Raw genomic sequence first — 15,103 nt, 5'->3', positions numbered from 1 at the left:
GGGAGGGCTTCGCCCTCCCCAAACCCCTCCCTTTCAAGATTCTTTACCTGCTGGATCCTGCGCTCCTAGACACTCTCGACAAGCAGCGGGGTACGCCGCTGCTGGAAGCTGCGACGGCGCGTCGTGTTGCGCCAGAGCAGGCGTTGGACAACTTGGGCGTCGAAGGCAATCTGGGCATTGCGTCGCGGATCGGTGGGGACGAAGAGGCCACGGCCTTCCTGATCGAAGCTGTTAGCCACGTAGGCAAGGATATGCTCACGCAGTTCCGAGCGCAGGGCCACCCCAGTAGCTAGGAGTTGGCGTGCAACTTCGGGCGATGGGCCAAGATCACGGCGACCCCGACGCCCCAGAATGGCGTCAAGCCGCTCACGGGGCGCTGCAACATCATGGCCCACTGCGGCCAACATCACACGTTGCAACCCGACTGGTGGTGGTGGCAGGCTGGGCAAGGTCGTCCCAGCTTGGAGCGATGGGCTAAAGGTGATCTGACCAGTATGACGGAGTACCTCCTGCAACAGCGGCTGATCCGCCTGGGGCAGATGCAGACTTGCGGTAATGAAGCAGTTGGGTGGTAAAATCGGCTGCTCATCAGCCGAGCGCCCCGGCAGAGCCAAGCGACGCTCACCGTCGGGCCCCACTTGGAGCAAACGGTTGGCATAGAGGTCGAGTTCTTCAACACTCAACCCTTTGAGCAGGATCATATAGAGCTTCCCAGTGTTCTCGGGCGACGCAGCCTCATGCAGCGTCTCGATAAACTGGCTCGCTCCAAACCGAGCGTGGATGTCGCGGTAGTAGTGGCTCTGGCTGCCCCGGCGGGTCCAACTATCCGAGCCAATCGTAACGAACTGACCACTCTCACTGCCAACGAGTGCAGCGGCGAAACCGCTGGCGAGAGCGGCCTTACCGGCCCCTTCGAGTCCGGTCAATACCACGAGAGGGTTAGTCTTGAGCGCAACGTAGTAGGCAACGAGAAACGTGTGGGGAAACAGGGCACCAAGGGTCGTACCGAGGTGAGCGACGAGCTGTTGCTCGCCGGCGGGAGCTTGGCGGGCGCGATAGGCCGGCCCCCCATAGGGCGGCGCTGAGGAAATTGGTGTACCCAACTTCCCCTGGCCTACACTGGCCCTGCCGTTGGCTCCCTTGCTAACGGCGTGGAAGTTGTACGCGATCATAAGCTCCTATCCAATGCGTATATCCGATTCGTCTCCCACATTCAATTCGTGACTATTCCCGTCAACGTAGGCTTTATCGCCAATCAGACTTCGGTTCATAATGACCGATTGGATGCGTGCTCCGGTGTTGACAATCGAGTCTTTGATGATGGCATTACGCACGAGTGCCCCTGAAGCGATAGAGACATGGGGGCCAACTACCGAACGTTCGATGGTGGCATCGGGTGCAATGTTGACCGGAGGGATAATGACGGAGTGATCGCCAGTGAAGAGGTGGCTATGACCGTTTTCCAAGAGGTAGCGATTGGTATCAAAGAGGGCTTCAATCGTGCCGCAGTCGCGCCACATGGGCACAGCTTCGGCGCGGAACATCTCTCCACGTTCGATCATGACCTGAAGGGCGTCAGCGAGATAGTATTCTCCTTTGATCTGGATGCCACGCTCCATAATGGTCGCAATGGCGTCCATCAACCGGCGAGCTTCCGGCACGTAGTAGAAGCCCACCACAGCGAGGTTCGAGACGGCATTGGTTGGTTTTTCGACAAGGCGGGTGATGCGTCCTTCTTCGACCACGGCAACGCCAAAGCGCCGCGGGTCTTCGACCTCTTTGCAGTAGATTACCCCCTCGTTGGGGTTTTCTAGCAACTGCTGTTTATCAATCGATACCAGTCCATCACCAAAGACAACCAGTAACGGGCCGCTGATGTCTTGGGCAAGGTAGACCGCATCAGCTTGACCGCGCATCTCGTGTTGCACCAGGAAGCGCAGTTGGAGTTGACTATAGCTCTCACGCACAAAGACTTCGATCTGATGGCCAAGATAGCCAGTCACACAGATCAACTCGTCAATCTCTAGTTCGAGCAAATCATCAATAATATGGGCCAAGACTGCTTTGCCAGCGACGTTCACCAGTGGCTTGGGTTTACTAAACGTATGGGGCCGTAGGCGGGTACCGAGACCTGCCGTGAGGATCATCACGCGCATAGCCTCAATTCCTTAATTCCTTGTGGCACATGTACCACTGCAACAGCCACCACCACAACCACCACTGCTCATGGCAGGTGGGGGCATTTCAGCTACGCTGCTCCCCCCATGACGGGTGTGTGCAGCAAAGACCGACAAGCGGCGTGCTACTTGGCTGGCCCCACAGCTCGGACAGACCACTCCTGTATCGTCCTGGTCCATACGGCGCAGGGCATCAAAACGGCTGTCACATGCAAGACAGCCATACTCATACATTGGCATTGTCGTACCTCTAGGCAGACTGAGAAGCGCAAGATTACCGCGCACTCTGATTATACCATGCCACGTTGAGGCATGAACATCAAAAAGATGAACAAATTGTACCATTTGAGGTTGTGCAGATTGGCTAGTTGCTTAGAAGTTGTCTGAAAAGTTTATGGATGCACGTTGGAGTGCCGGCTTCAGCCGGCTAAAGCCGGCACTCCAGAGTCAGCCCACAGAATTTTCAGACAGCCTCCGGCTAAAGCCGGCACTCCAGAGTCAGCCCACAGAATTTTCAGACAGCCTCCGGCTAAAGCCGGCACTCCAGAGTCAGCCCACAGAATTTTCAGACAGCCTCCGGCTAAAGCCGGCACTCCAGAGTCAGCCCACAGAATTTTCAGACAGCCTCAAGCTAACGCTGCTGCCGCAAGGCTCAAGCGGCTCAGGGTTTGCTCGCGGCCCAGGGCGGCGAGCATATCAAAGAGTGGCGGGGCGACACTGCGCCCGCTGACGGCCACGCGCACGGTGCCGAAGAGTGGCCCCACTTTGACCTGCAAGCGCTCGCTGAGGTCGCGGAGGGCTGCCTCAAGCTTGGCGCTTTGCCAATCCTCCACGATGTTCAACGCTCCATGGGCTGCACGCAGCATGCTGAGGGTCTGGGCTGCATCCAGTTTCTTCGGAATGAGCAGCGCTGGATCATAGCCCTCTGGGCCGGGGCGTACCGCTTGGAAGAAGAAGTCGAGCAGTTCGGGGGCTTGACTCAATTCCTCAAGCCGCTCGTGAACCAGGGGCACGAGGCGCAACAGATAGGCCTGCTCATCGGCGCTGGGCGGATTACTCAGTAGCCCCGCCTGTACCATGAAGGGTTCGATCTGCTCGGCCAACGCCGCTGCACTCAGTTTGCGAATGTAGATGCCATTCAGATCGCGGAGCTTCTCCGGGTTCCAGCGCGCCCCACTCGCCTGCACCCGCTCGATGCTAAAACGGCTGACCAACTCGTCACGCGACATGATTTCAGTCTTGTCATCGTAGCTCCAGCCTTGCAGCGCCAAATAGTTGAACAACGCCTCCGGTAGGTAGCCGCGCTCCCAGAAGCGGTTGGTCGCTACGTCGTCTTTGCGCTTCGAGAGCTTGCCTTTGCCGTCTTGACGTAAGATTACCGGCAAGTGGGCAAAGACCGGCACCTGCCAGCCGAAGGCCTGGTAGAGTACTACATGGTAGGGCGTTGAGGGTACCCACTCCTCAGCCCGCAGAATATGGGTCACCCCCATCAGATGATCGTCCACCAAGTGGGCAAAGTGGTAGACCGGCATGCCCGATTTTTTGATCAGCACGATGTCTTGCAGTTGTTCGTGCTGCACCACAATCTCTGAGCCACCGCGCACGAGATCGCTGAAGCGCGTTTCGCCCTCAAGGGGCAGCTTGAGGCGGATGGTATAGGGTTTGCCACTTGCAGCAACTTCGCGCTGTTGCTCAAGGGGCCAATCTCGTTCGGGGCCGCGAAAGCGGAAGGCTTTATGGCCGCGTGCTTCCGAGGCGGCACGTAATTCTGCCAACTCCTCTTCGCTCGTGAAGGACATATAGGCCCAACCCGCTTCGAGCAGTTGTTCGCTATGCTGCTGGTAGATGCCCAACGCTTGGCGCTGCGACTGCACATAGGGGCCATGGGGGCCGCCCACATCGGGCCCTTCGTCCCAATCAAGCCCAACCCAGCGCAGTGAGGCGCTAATATCATCGGTTGCATCGGCAACGAAACGCTTTTCATCAGTATCTTCGATGCGTAGGATAAACTGGCCCCCATAGTGGCGGGCAAAGAGCCAATTAAAAAGGGCGGTACGCACACCGCCAATATGTAGATAGCCGGTAGGACTAGGCGCAAAGCGCACGCGCACAGGGCCGGTAATCGCGGTCATAGCTAGCATACTCCATTCACAGATGGCCACCGTCAAGCAACTGAAAGAGGTCACTACGCTCAATCCGCAACCCGGGCGGCAGCGTCCCCGGGCTAATCAGATAGTCACCCTCGGCAGCAAGGTAGAGCGCGGCAATACTTGGGCGTTGCAGCACCGTCGCAAGGGCTTGGCTCAGGCTCAGGGCCACGAGGCGGGGCGAACGGCTGATCCCGCCCCGTTGGGCAAAGGCGAGGGCCGCATCGGCACTTGAAAAGGCCAAGAGTACACGCGGGCGACTGAGCGGTGGTGCGCCCAGACTCCCTGCCCCCGTAAGGCCCCCATCGCTACTGCGGTAAATGTAGAGCCGCGTCGGCACCAGACCGGCTGCAACCAAGTGGGCCCGCACGGCCTCCAAAGCCGCATGAGCCGCCTCGGCGCTGTAGCCGTGTTGCCGGGCCACCTCAATGAAGAGCGGGCTCTCTACCATGGCTTTTTCTGTTTCTACCCCAACTGAGCTTGCACGAGTGCTACCAACTCGGCTTGTTCACTAGCGCTGATCTGGCCCGCCTTCCAGGGGATCAAGGCTTGATCGCCGTTCCAACGCGGAATGATATGCACATGGTAGTGGAAGACCGTCTGCCCGGCTGCGGCCCCATTATTTTGGATCACGTTAAAGCCATCGGGCTGGAGGGCTGCATTGATCGCCCGCGCCACCCGTTGCACTGTTTGTGCTACCGCCGCCACCAATTCAGGCGGTAGATCGAGCAATGCGGGCAACTCTTCTTTACAGATCACCAGCACATGGCCCCGCGAAGCGGGATTAATATCGAGAAACGCCAGGGTCAGATCATCTTCATAGAGCTTTGCTGCCGGGATTTCGCCACTGACAATGCGTGAAAAGATGGAAGCCATTGGGTTCTCCTTACATATTTTAGGGAAGGCGCGTAGGTACGTTACCGCTTGCGAGGACGCGAGGATGCGAGGACGCGAAGCCCTCGCTGCTTCGCCTCACGCATCCTCGCAAGATTGTAAAGCAACCTCCGTTTAACACCTTCCCTCAACTCACGTTTGCCGATTCAAGGGTACCCTCAGTCGCCGGATCGGCGGCGTAGCGCCGCCCAAACCAGACGAGGGCGCATGCGCCGAGGAGGACGCCAAACCAGAGGGTGGTAAAGCGGATCAGCACGGTGGCACTCGTGGCGGCGGCGGCACTGATGTTAACCAGCGCTACCAAGAGGCCCACACTGCTCACTTCACTCACCCCTAGCCCGCCCGGTAGCAAACTGACTAGGCCAAAGAGGGTACTTGCAGCAAAGATAAAGACCGCTTGGAGCAGCAGCAGTGGGGTTGCTTCAACGCCCAAACCAACCAGCACCAAGTAGAAAGCAATACACTCACAGCCCCACGAAACCAGACTGATAGCGGTTGCGACCACAAGGACACGCCAATCAAGGAGTTCGCGGGTACTCTCATAGACGGTACGTAGCCGTGGGGCCAATTTGTTGCCCAAAGGCAGACGGGCGCTGAAATCGAGTAGTGCATTGGCCAAGGGGCGCTGCTGCACAATCACAATGCCCGCCAGCGTAGCCACGAGCAGCAAAACAAAGACCGGGCGCGCCGGCGGGAAGAGGGTCAGGCCCAAACCCATGAGCAGTAGCATCGCCAAGCCATCAGTCAGTCGCTCGGCCAGCACAATCGGCGCCGAACGGATCACCGCCGTCCCATTGATCCGTTTGAGCAGGTAGGATTTGAAGACCTCTCCAAGTTTCCCGGGCGTGACCGCCATGACCATGCCTGAGGTAAAGATCAGCCCACTATCGAAGCCACTTACGCCTTGCCCACAGCGCAAGCGACGCAGAAAGAAATCCCATTTGAGGCCACGCATCAGGTAGTTAACGAGCGTCAACCCTAGAATCAGTGGCAGCAGCGACCAGGTAAAATCGCGCAGATCGCGCATAACGGCACGGAGATCGCTGAGCAGGCTAAGGGCAAGGATCACCGCCAAGCCAAGCAACAACGAAACCAGGATTTTACCCGGCAGAGTTTTGAGCGACATGGAGAACTACTCTTGGTCCAACTTGGGCGGATTAGCTCGCCGCTCCTGCTCCACTTCACGCAAGACCTCATTGATGCGCATTGTGTAGTCGAGCGACGTATCTTGCACGAGGCGCAATTCGGGCACAAAGCGCATATGGCTCATCTCTTCAGCGACGCGGCGGCGCAAGAAGCCCCGCGCCCGCAGCAGCGCCTCCATCGTCGCACTCTGCTCGGCCTCCTCTCCCATCACCGAGATGCGAACAGTGGCTCGTTGCAGATCGGGACTCACCTGAACCCCCGTGACCGTCGCAAAACCGACACGGGGGTCTTTCAGTTCATTTTGGATCACGCTGCCGAGAATCTGCTGGATGGTATCGGCAACCTGTTGCAGGCGCTGCTTACTCATAGGCTTAGAACGTCCCCTCAACCCGCTCTTGGCGATAGAATTCCATATTATCGCCCACCTGCACATCGGTGAAGCCCTCAACCACAAGGCCACACTCATAGCCTGAAATCACTTCACGCACATCATCTTTGAAACGTTTCAGGCTGCTAATCTTGCCATCGTGGAGTACAGCTCCGTTGCGTAGCACACGCACACTCTGGCCGGTACGCAGAATCTTGCCATCGGTGACATAGAGCCCGGCCACAATCTCACGCGAGGGCAGGCGGAAGGTATTGCGTACATCGGCAAAGCCCTCGACCACCTCTTTGAAGGTGGGGGCGAGCATACCGACCATAGCCTTCTTAATATCATCAGTGAGTTGGTAGATGATATTGTAGAAGCGGATGTCAATCCCCTGCTGCTCTGCGGCGCGGCGCGCTGCGGGATCGGGGCGGGCATTGAAGCCAATGATGATCGCCTGCGAAGCCACGGCAAGGTTCACATCGCCCTCAGTAATGGCCCCAGTACCACGGTGAATAACCTTGATCTGCACTTCGTTTTGGGACGAACTGAGTTGATTAAACTGGTGTTCAATCGCACCCAAGGAGCCTTGCACATCGGCTTTGAGGATCACATTGAGGTCTTTGACCTTGCCCTGCTGCACTTGGCTAAAGAGATCTTCGAGGGTTGTGCCGCGCACCACCCCAATTGCCTCCATGCGGGTCTGGCGGGTACGCTGTAACGCGACCTCACGGGCAATCGAGAGATCATCCATGACCTGAAGGATGTCACCGGCTTGGGGCACGCCTTCGAGTCCAAGAATCTCAACCGGCATCGAGGGTTCAGCGTGGCGCAGGCGCTTACCACTATCGCTAAACATAGACTTAATCTTGCCTGAAACCCCACCGACCAGCACATTATCTTCTGGGCGCAGGGTACCATTCTGGATCAGCACGGTTGCCACCGAACCCCGATTTTTATCCAATTCAGCCTCAATGATCGTACCGACAGCGGGGGCATTGGGATTAGCCTTGAGCTCCTGCATATCAGCAACGAGCAGGATCATCTCCAAGAGCCCCTCAATATTGATCTTAGAGCGTGCCGAAACCTCTACAGAAGGTATCTCGCCGCCAAAATCTTCAACGATCACATCAACCGCAGCCAACTGCTCTTTAATCCGGCCAGGATTCGCGGCTGGCAGATCAATCTTATTGATCGCCACGATCATGGGCACACCTGCCGCCTTGACGTGCGAAATGGCCTCGCGGGTCTGGGGCATCACCCCATCATCTGCGGCCACCACGAGAACCACAATATCGGTCGCCTGGGCCCCACGGGCGCGCATCGCGGTAAAGGCCTCGTGGCCGGGGGTGTCGAGGAAGGTAATCTTACGCTGATTAATCTCAATCTGGTAGGCACCGATATGTTGCGTAATGCCCCCCGCCTCACCTTCAGCCACACGAGCAGAGCGAATGGCATCGAGCAGTTTGGTCTTACCGTGATCAACATGGCCCATAATGGTCACCACTGGTGGGCGGACACGCATCTCATCGGCGGCTTGAGCACTGAGGACATCCTTGACATTCTCAACAATCCCAGCAAGCTGTTCCGGCACCTTCTCGACCGTCTCAATCGAGAAATCGGTTGCAATCAACGCAGCGGTCTCATAGTCAATCTGCTGATTGATATTCGCGAGGACGCCACCCTTGAGCAGGGCTTTTAGGATTTCAGAGGCACCAATGCCAGTAGCCTCAGAGAACTCACGAACCGTCATAATACTGGTAAGCTCAACCGGCCCACGCGGGCGCATGGAGACAACGGTACCACGGGCACCGGGGCGACCACGGTTGCCCATACTACCTTCGCGCTCTTCGGGAAAGTTGCTACGCCCACTGCCACGCCCAGGGCCGCCACGTCCGGGGCCACCACGTCCGGGGCCGCCACGCCCAGGGCCGCCACGCCCAGGGCCAGAGCCACCAGGAAAACCTCCGCCGCCGGGCCCACCGCCGGGGCGACCACCGCCGCCACCAAACCCACCGCCGCCACCACCGGGGCGACCACCGCCGCCACCGCCGGGGCGACCACCGCCGCCACCACCGGGGCGACCGCCACCACCGGGGCGACCACCGCCGCCACCAAACCCACCGCCGGGGCCACCAGGCCCCCCGCCGCCGGGGCGACCACCGCCGCCACCGCCGCCGCCACCGGGGCGACCACCACCGCCGCCACCACCACCGGGGCGACCACCGCCGCCACCGCCGCCACCGGGGCGACCGCCACCAGGCCCGCCGCCGCCGGGGCGACCACCACCACCACCCCCTCCACCGGGGCGACCACCGCCGCCCCCGCCAGGGTTACCGGGGCGACCACTGCTTGCCAGGTACGCCCCACAACTGTATTGACCCTCTTGGGAAGAAAGGCTCACTGCTTGCATCGATTTGGATCCTTTCTGGCCCCGGTGACCGACTGGCCCGAGTGTCTACCCTGCAGGATGGAGGAGGGAACCAAGGGCAGTGTATCGAGACAACACCAAACCAGTTCACCTTCATCATCATCGTCTACAGGGGCGCAATCCGGACATGTAACGTCTACGAGGCTTCACTCCTCTTACTTATCGGTTTCCTGTTCAGTTTGGGTTAGCATAGGGCTACCCAGACCAGCCGCAAAAGCACGCAGCATTTCACGATCATCGGGATGTAATCCCTCAAGGCGGAGGGCACGTTCAAGTGTACGGCGGCGCAGGGCGACATCCCAACACTGGGCATGCTGACAGAGGTAGGCTCCACGGCCTTGCAGCCGTCCAGTGGAGTCAATCAACACCCGTCCGCTGGCATCACGCACCAGACGCACAAGGCCACGCTTCGCCTCACTCTGGCGACAGGCAACACACATGCGCTGAGGAACATGTTTATGCCGTAGCTTCGTACCCAACTGCTTAGATCCTACTGCCATCACTCCTCGTCATCAACCAGACTCGTGCCGTCATCTTCAACCAGAATGTAGGATGCAATCAAGCGATCATGGTGATAAATATAGAGCTTTTGCGAAGTCGCCCGCAATTGCAGGCTCTCACCAATCAAATCATTCCCCAAGGGGCCATACTGGTGGTTCTGGTAGACCACGCGCCCATCAGGACGTACCTTACGGGTTTCGACGCGGGCATTGGCCAATTCGGCCTCAGTCTGAAGTTGTTCAGCCTCAGCATAGCCACGCGCTTCAGAGGCAGCCCGTTCCTCTTCGAGCAGCGCCGTAGCGCTCTTAATATCAATGCGCCAGCCCGTCAACTTAGCGGCGAGGCGCACATTCTGCCCCTCTTTACCAATTGCCAGCGAGAGTTGTTTATCGGGCACAATCACCAGTGCAGCATGTTCTTCTTCATTGAGGTGAACTTCAACCACTTGGGCAGGTGAGAGCGCATTGGCAATAAAATCACGGGCATCACTAGACCATTGCACTACATCAATCTTCTCACCATTCAACTCATTGACAATATTCTGAATGCGAATTCCACGCATGCCCACACAAGAGCCTACCGGATCAATTCCCTCCTGACGGGCAGCCACTGCCACTTTCGTACGCAAGCCCGGCTCACGGGCAACCGATTTCAACTCAACCGTACCGTTATAGATCTCAGGTACCTCCATTTCAAAGAGGCGCATGATCAACTGTTTGTGGGTACGCGAAGCAATCAGACGGGGGCCGCGATCTTCACGGCGGATTTCCATCAAATAGACCTTCAGGCGTTGGCCGTGGTAGTAGCGGTCGTTGTCTACCTGCTCCTTCGGCGGCAGGATCGCCTCCGCTTTGCCCATCTCAAGGATGACATTCCCTTTGGCCATACGCTGCACCGTGGCGGTGATTAGCTCACCTTCACGATCCATGTATTCGCCATAGATATACTCGCGCTCAACCTCTTTGATCCCTTGGAGTACCACTTGCTTTGCGGTTTGGGCCGCAATGCGCCCAAAATCGTGCGGTGTACTCTCGACAACCACCGTCTCACCGAGTTGGGCATCCGCTTTCACCTTGAGTGCATCAGCAATGTCAATCTCGAAGCGATCATCGAGGACATCGTCTACGACTTGTTTCTCAGCATAGACCCGTGCCGCGCCAGTTTGTTGATCGAGGCGTACCGTAACCTCCATGGGTGGAGGATTGTTGCCCAGGGTGCGTTTGTAGGCGGTGATGAGTGCCTTCTCCATCACATCAATGATGGCTTCCTTGGGAATACCACGCTCTGCTGCAATCTGTGAAATCGCTGTATAAAAGTCGCTCTTCATACCTCATGCTCGCCTACAACAAGAAAAGTGGGGGCTACCCACTTTTCCACAGCATCCGGCATAGACTTCAACTTCAGGTAGACCGCTTGGCTGTGCGGCTACTGCCTAGAAGCATGCTTAGCGATGGTTCATCGCAGTGTCCCTGCTCGGCCTGTGGGCCGCTTACGTGCGGTTCACGGTAGTTCACGGCATAGGCGTAGATATGGCACCCACGCCCTATACCTTGAACAGTATAGCATCTCCGATTCGCTTTTGCAAACCATGGTTGAACATTTTGTGAGAAAAAGCGCACAAAATGGTATAGACGTGGTACAAACTTTTGGGTATACTACAAGTGTCGCGCTGTGCTGACCGTTGGCACAGTCGCTCACACGAAAGGAACGTCGCCATGGCAACGATTGCACTGGTTATCTTCGCCGCCATGCTCATCTTGGCCCTTTTTGCCACGCTTCCATCCATCAAGAAGGCACCGGCGCTCCTGTATATTGAGCGCAACCCGCGTCGCCCCCGTCGTCGCACGCACTAAGGTAGCTTCAGCCCAATCTCAGCATTTGCTCATTTTCAGGCTCCTACTACCTACGGTATCATAGAGGTTGGTGGTAGTGAAACAAAAAAGTATACTCCGTAGTCATATGGGTGTGTACATGTTTCTTTGCTGAGAAGGAGCGCGGGCTGTGTTCCCTCCCCTCCGCCCCCTGTTGGTTTTGCTGTTTGTTGCCTACGCCGCGTTCGCGTTCTCGCCCCTCCTGGCCGCGCCGCCCGACCAAAGCGCCGACATCATCCTCCATGCCCGTCCTGGCTACGAGGGTGCCTTTCGTGTCGGCGCTTGGTTGCCAGTTGTTGTTGAGCTAGAGAATGCTGGCCCTGATCGTGAGGTTGAAGTACGTGTGGGTACCCGTGAGGGTGCCCAGTATGTCGTTGCCCTGAGCCTGCCGCACAACAGCCATAAGACGGTCATGGTCTATACCCATATGACTTCCAATGCGCGCCGTCTGCTTGTGCGCCTCTTTGCGGATGGCCAAGAGGTGACGAGCGAGCAGTTGGAGTTGGTGGCAGCCAATCAGCGCACGCGCATGGTGGGGCTCGTAAGTGGGCCAGGGGCGGCGCTGCGCGCCCCGACGCGCTTGCCCGATGGCACGAGTCTGCTCGGGCTCTACCTTGATCCGCCTGATCTACCCGACCATGCCTTGGGGCTTAGTGGGTTTGATGCGCTTGTCTTTGAGGATGTTGCGACCGCTGAGCTTACCCCTGAGCAACTGGAGGCGCTCCATGGCTGGGTGCTGCGCGGGGGCCACCTGTTGCTCAGTGGTGGCAATGAACTTCCCACGATGCTGGCGAACTTGCCCCCTGCGCTACAGCCGGTTTCAGTCTCTGAAGTGGAGCGCTGGCCGAGCGTGGCGCTCTTGGGCTCCGAGGCACGCACTGGTGATCTACCGCTGGCCCAATTGCAGCCGCGCAGCGATGCAGTGGGGCGAAGTGCCTATCCGCTGCCCCTTGCCAACCTTGCTGCTACTGCACCACTTGCCCTAGAACAGCATGTTGGCCAAGGCCGGGTTACCGCTCTCAGCATGCCCCTCGCGCACCCCGCGTTGTTGGGTTGGGAGAATAGCCCACAGCTCTGGTTTGACCTGTTGCGCCCCGCCACAACCTTGCCGCCCGGTTTTGCGCCCGATCACATGAGCAGCAACAGTTTCATTGAGAACAATCTAGCTGCGACCCTCACCAGCCTGCCGGCTCTCGAATTTCCGCCCCTGGGCCTGCTGCTTGGCCTTGTGGCTACCTACATCATTCTGGTTGGGCCGGGTACCTATTTCGTGTTGCGCCGCTTGGATCGGCAAGACTTGGGCTGGATCGTGGTACCAGCGCTCACGCTGCTCTTTGCGATCATCACCTATGCCTGGGGCTATCAGCAGCGTGGTGGCGATCTGCTCTTCAACCAAGTTGTGCTCATCCAACCGAGCGAGGAGGGTGTGGCCCAGGTACGTAGCTTCATTGGCATCTTCTCGCCAGTGCAACGTGCCTACCACATCCAGGTGAGTGACCAGCACAATACCAACACGCGACCTCTGCTACGGCCTGTCTCCATTCATGGCCCGTGGGAGCTTGGGGGCAGCAATGCGAGCGGTTTCTACATGCAGAAAGCAAGTGCAACGGCGCAAGTCCGCGAATTCAGTGTTGCCCAATGGGCGATGCGTGCGCTCGCCAGTGACAGCAGCATGCCATTTGGCCCGCTTGAGGCGACTGTGGAGCGCCAAGGCGAGCAATTGGTGGGACGCATGCATAATAGCAGCGCCCTTATGCTCTACGATGTCACCTTTATCCAAGGCGAGCAGGTGGCCCGCCTAGGTGATGCAACGCCAGGGGCCACACTTAGCGGCACCCTGTTGCCGCCACAGGTTGAGGCCAGACGCTTCTTTGGCCCCCACATTCCACTTGGCTACTTGCTCTATGGCCAGGATTTAGATTCAGAAAACCCGTATATGGGCATGACGATGCAACCAGACATTCAGCAGCGCATGCGGATCGTCGAGTCGCTCTTCAGCTATGGCCCCAGTGTGCGCGGCGGTCAACCAATCATGCTGGCTTGGGCCGATTTTAGCCCGCTTCAAGTGAACGCCGACATGGCCCGCAGCAGCAGCAAGCAACTCGCACTGATCACGCTGAACCCACAGCTTGATTTGGGGCCCAATCCGATTCAGCTTGAGCCAGGCTGGTTGCAAGCCCGTTTTGAAAGCAGCGTAGAAAACAGTTGCTTCGGCACGAGCCCGGGCGTAAGCCTCAGCAACCGGCCAGCCAGCATACAACTCCAACTACCACGCGACCTCTATGGCTTGCAGGTGCAGGAACTGAGCCTCATCACCAGCACTGATGGCCCGTGGCAGCCGAGTACCCTCGTCGAGCTCTACGACTGGCAGGCGGCCACATGGGACGCCCAAGACACCACGCAGCGCGAGAGCAGGATCGCCAACCCGCAGCGCTACCTTGGCAGTCATGGCATGTTACGGGTGCGTGTAAGCGGCGAAGTCGCTCCTGGCAACTTTCATTGTGTCTATGTGGATGCCAAGCTGGTAGGCGAGAAGCTACTACCCTAGGTAGTCCCATTCGAGAACACGACACAAGTACTATGGATATTAGTGCGAATCATTCGTACCATAAGGAGAGATGGCAGGTGCTCCGCACCAGTGCCTCAACATTGAAAGGACCTGCCGTAATGCAGCAGATGCTCTCTCCTACGCTTCAGGATGCCACATTCCGCTTAATTGCGTTGTTGGAGCGCCATAGTGATCAACTCCCGTTGCTTGACGAAGAGTTGAACCGCCATCGTAGTATTGCCCAGGCGCTGGTTGATCAGACGCGCAAAGCTGAGGTGACGCTGAATGCTTGGCGCAATGCCTTAGCCCAGCGTTGGCGCTTTGAGGTTGAAGCACAACGGGTGTTCAGTACGGTATTACGTGATCTGAGCCTCTACTATGGAAGCGATCCGGCCTATGCACTGATCATTGCGCCGGTACGATCGAGTAGTGCGATCACGCCGATTGAGTTGTTGTGTGATGTTCGTCGCTTAGAGGCGGCCATAGACCTTTTGGCCCCTCGCCCGCCCTTTGCTGATGATTGCACGCAGCGTCTCCGTGATGCAGCCGAACGTTTAGCCGATGCCATTGATCAGACGGAGCAGCGCGAGGCCGAGCGGCGTAATGTAGTAGCCGAGCAGCGCCTCGTTAATCAGTTGCTCCAGCGGGCCTACGAACGTACCCATAGCCTGCTCATGCGCCATTTGACGACTGTTGATCTCTCGATCTTACCGCCCCCGCCGGAGATCGAGAAGGCTGCGTGATGCCATTTACGATTGTAGATTGCAGATTGTAGATTGTAGATTGCCGAACATGGCGTTCCAATGGGCTTTCGCGTGCTTGAAGCTCAACCACCGCGCCGCTGGCTCGGTGGCTCGGTGGCTCGGTGGCTCGGTGGCTCGATGGCTCGGTGGCTCGGTGGCTCGGTGGCTCGGTGGCTCGGTGGCTCGGTGGCTCGGTGGCTGAGCTTGTCGAAGCCAGCTTGTCGAAGCCAGCTTGTCGAAGCCAGCTTGTCGAAGCCAGCTTGTCGAAGCCAGCTTGT

15 protein-coding genes are annotated in these 15,103 nt (G+C 58.1%); 3 read left to right on the top strand and 12 right to left on the bottom strand.

Annotated features, from left to right (window positions below):
- Nucleotides 1–65: 65 nt before the first annotated feature.
- The 11 genes from CJ255_RS18120 to nusA form a co-directional block, all read right to left on the bottom strand.
- Nucleotides 66–1,103, bottom strand: a complete 1,038-nt coding sequence (locus CJ255_RS18120; RefSeq protein ID WP_124682001.1) for a hypothetical protein — start codon at nt 1,101–1,103, stop codon at nt 66–68.
- 75 nt (nt 1,104–1,178) lie between these two features.
- A complete protein-coding gene (locus CJ255_RS18115) occupies nt 1,179–2,156 on the bottom strand; it encodes a sugar phosphate nucleotidyltransferase (RefSeq protein WP_097645503.1) in 978 nt (325 codons plus the stop codon).
- Nucleotides 2,157–2,168: 12 nt separating this feature from the next.
- Entirely contained in the window at nt 2,169–2,411 is a 243-nt protein-coding gene (locus tag CJ255_RS18110) for an FmdB family zinc ribbon protein (protein WP_245863554.1), read from the bottom strand.
- A 392-nt stretch (nt 2,412–2,803) separates the two neighbouring features.
- Nucleotides 2,804–4,309: a glutamate--tRNA ligase gene (gene gltX / locus CJ255_RS18105; protein ID WP_097645501.1), complete on the bottom strand. Its 1,506-nt coding sequence runs from the start codon at nt 4,307–4,309 to the stop codon at nt 2,804–2,806.
- A 16-nt stretch (nt 4,310–4,325) separates the two neighbouring features.
- Nucleotides 4,326–4,775, bottom strand: coding sequence for a hypothetical protein (locus tag CJ255_RS18100; RefSeq protein ID WP_097645500.1), 450 nt, complete (start codon nt 4,773–4,775; stop codon nt 4,326–4,328).
- A gap of 14 nt (nt 4,776–4,789) precedes the next feature.
- Nucleotides 4,790–5,200 carry an HIT family protein gene (locus CJ255_RS18095; protein ID WP_097645499.1) on the bottom strand — a complete coding sequence of 137 codons (411 nt, stop codon included), beginning with the start codon at nt 5,198–5,200 and terminating at the stop codon, nt 4,790–4,792.
- Between the two features lie 145 nt (nt 5,201–5,345).
- On the bottom strand, nt 5,346–6,344 hold the full coding sequence (locus CJ255_RS18090) for a lysylphosphatidylglycerol synthase transmembrane domain-containing protein (protein WP_097645498.1): 999 nt from the start codon (nt 6,342–6,344) through the stop codon (nt 5,346–5,348).
- A 6-nt stretch (nt 6,345–6,350) separates the two neighbouring features.
- Complete coding sequence (gene rbfA / locus CJ255_RS18085) at nt 6,351–6,731, bottom strand: 30S ribosome-binding factor RbfA (protein ID WP_097645497.1); 381 nt, start codon at nt 6,729–6,731, stop codon at nt 6,351–6,353.
- Between the two features lie 4 nt (nt 6,732–6,735).
- Nucleotides 6,736–9,144 (bottom strand): translation initiation factor IF-2, encoded by a 2,409-nt coding sequence (gene infB, locus CJ255_RS18080; protein WP_097645496.1) that lies wholly within the window; start codon nt 9,142–9,144, stop codon nt 6,736–6,738.
- Between the two features lie 173 nt (nt 9,145–9,317).
- Nucleotides 9,318–9,662 carry a YlxR family protein gene (locus CJ255_RS18075; protein ID WP_097645495.1) on the bottom strand — a complete coding sequence of 115 codons (345 nt, stop codon included), beginning with the start codon at nt 9,660–9,662 and terminating at the stop codon, nt 9,318–9,320.
- The gene (gene nusA / locus CJ255_RS18070; protein ID WP_097645494.1) at nt 9,662–10,990 is read right to left on the bottom strand and encodes a transcription termination factor NusA; all 1,329 of its coding nucleotides are present in this window, start codon (nt 10,988–10,990) and stop codon (nt 9,662–9,664) included. Before nusA ends, CJ255_RS18075 begins: the two co-directional genes overlap by 1 nt.
- Nucleotides 10,991–11,378: 388 nt before the next feature.
- On the opposite strand from nusA, the gene CJ255_RS23735 reads away from it, so the two are divergent.
- The 3 genes from CJ255_RS23735 (at nt 11,379) to CJ255_RS18060 (ending at nt 14,825) form a co-directional block, all read left to right on the top strand.
- Nucleotides 11,379–11,516, top strand: a complete 138-nt coding sequence (locus CJ255_RS23735) for a hypothetical protein (protein WP_165774790.1) — start codon at nt 11,379–11,381, stop codon at nt 11,514–11,516.
- Between the two features lie 148 nt (nt 11,517–11,664).
- The gene (locus CJ255_RS18065) at nt 11,665–14,082 is read left to right on the top strand and encodes a DUF8815 domain-containing protein (RefSeq protein ID WP_097645493.1); all 2,418 of its coding nucleotides are present in this window, start codon (nt 11,665–11,667) and stop codon (nt 14,080–14,082) included.
- Nucleotides 14,083–14,201: 119 nt separating this feature from the next.
- Nucleotides 14,202–14,825 (top strand): hypothetical protein, encoded by a 624-nt coding sequence (locus CJ255_RS18060; RefSeq protein WP_097645492.1) that lies wholly within the window; start codon nt 14,202–14,204, stop codon nt 14,823–14,825.
- Nucleotides 14,826–14,831: 6 nt separating this feature from the next.
- On the opposite strand, the gene CJ255_RS23730 is transcribed toward CJ255_RS18060, so the two are convergent.
- The coding region (locus CJ255_RS23730) for a hypothetical protein (RefSeq protein WP_217352477.1) at nt 14,832–15,103 on the bottom strand (272 nt) is incomplete at its 5' end.

This window comes from Candidatus Viridilinea mediisalina (assembly GCF_002532535.1).
Classification (GTDB): domain Bacteria; phylum Chloroflexota; class Chloroflexia; order Chloroflexales; family Chloroflexaceae; genus Viridilinea; species Viridilinea mediisalina.
This window is presented reverse-complemented; position numbering and strand designations above follow the sequence as displayed.

Excerpts from the sequence above, each read along its gene's own strand:
- CJ255_RS18115 (WP_097645503.1), bottom strand. The coding sequence starts at position 2,156 with ATGCGCGTGATGATCCTCACGGCAGGTCTCGGTACCCGCCTACGGCCC.
- CJ255_RS18110 (WP_245863554.1), bottom strand. The coding sequence starts at position 2,411 with ATGTATGAGTATGGCTGTCTTGCATGTGACAGCCGTTTTGATGCCCTG.
- gltX (WP_097645501.1), bottom strand. The coding sequence starts at position 4,309 with ATGACCGCGATTACCGGCCCTGTGCGCGTGCGCTTTGCGCCTAGTCCT.
- CJ255_RS18100 (WP_097645500.1), bottom strand. The coding sequence starts at position 4,775 with ATGGTAGAGAGCCCGCTCTTCATTGAGGTGGCCCGGCAACACGGCTAC.
- CJ255_RS18095 (WP_097645499.1), bottom strand. The coding sequence starts at position 5,200 with ATGGCTTCCATCTTTTCACGCATTGTCAGTGGCGAAATCCCGGCAGCA.
- CJ255_RS18090 (WP_097645498.1), bottom strand. The coding sequence starts at position 6,344 with ATGTCGCTCAAAACTCTGCCGGGTAAAATCCTGGTTTCGTTGTTGCTT.
- rbfA (WP_097645497.1), bottom strand. The coding sequence starts at position 6,731 with ATGAGTAAGCAGCGCCTGCAACAGGTTGCCGATACCATCCAGCAGATT.
- infB (WP_097645496.1), bottom strand. The coding sequence starts at position 9,144 with ATGCAAGCAGTGAGCCTTTCTTCCCAAGAGGGTCAATACAGTTGTGGG.
- CJ255_RS18075 (WP_097645495.1), bottom strand. The coding sequence starts at position 9,662 with ATGGCAGTAGGATCTAAGCAGTTGGGTACGAAGCTACGGCATAAACAT.
- nusA (WP_097645494.1), bottom strand. The coding sequence starts at position 10,990 with ATGAAGAGCGACTTTTATACAGCGATTTCACAGATTGCAGCAGAGCGT.
- CJ255_RS23735 (WP_165774790.1), top strand. The coding sequence starts at position 11,379 with ATGGCAACGATTGCACTGGTTATCTTCGCCGCCATGCTCATCTTGGCC.
- CJ255_RS18060 (WP_097645492.1), top strand. The coding sequence starts at position 14,202 with ATGCAGCAGATGCTCTCTCCTACGCTTCAGGATGCCACATTCCGCTTA.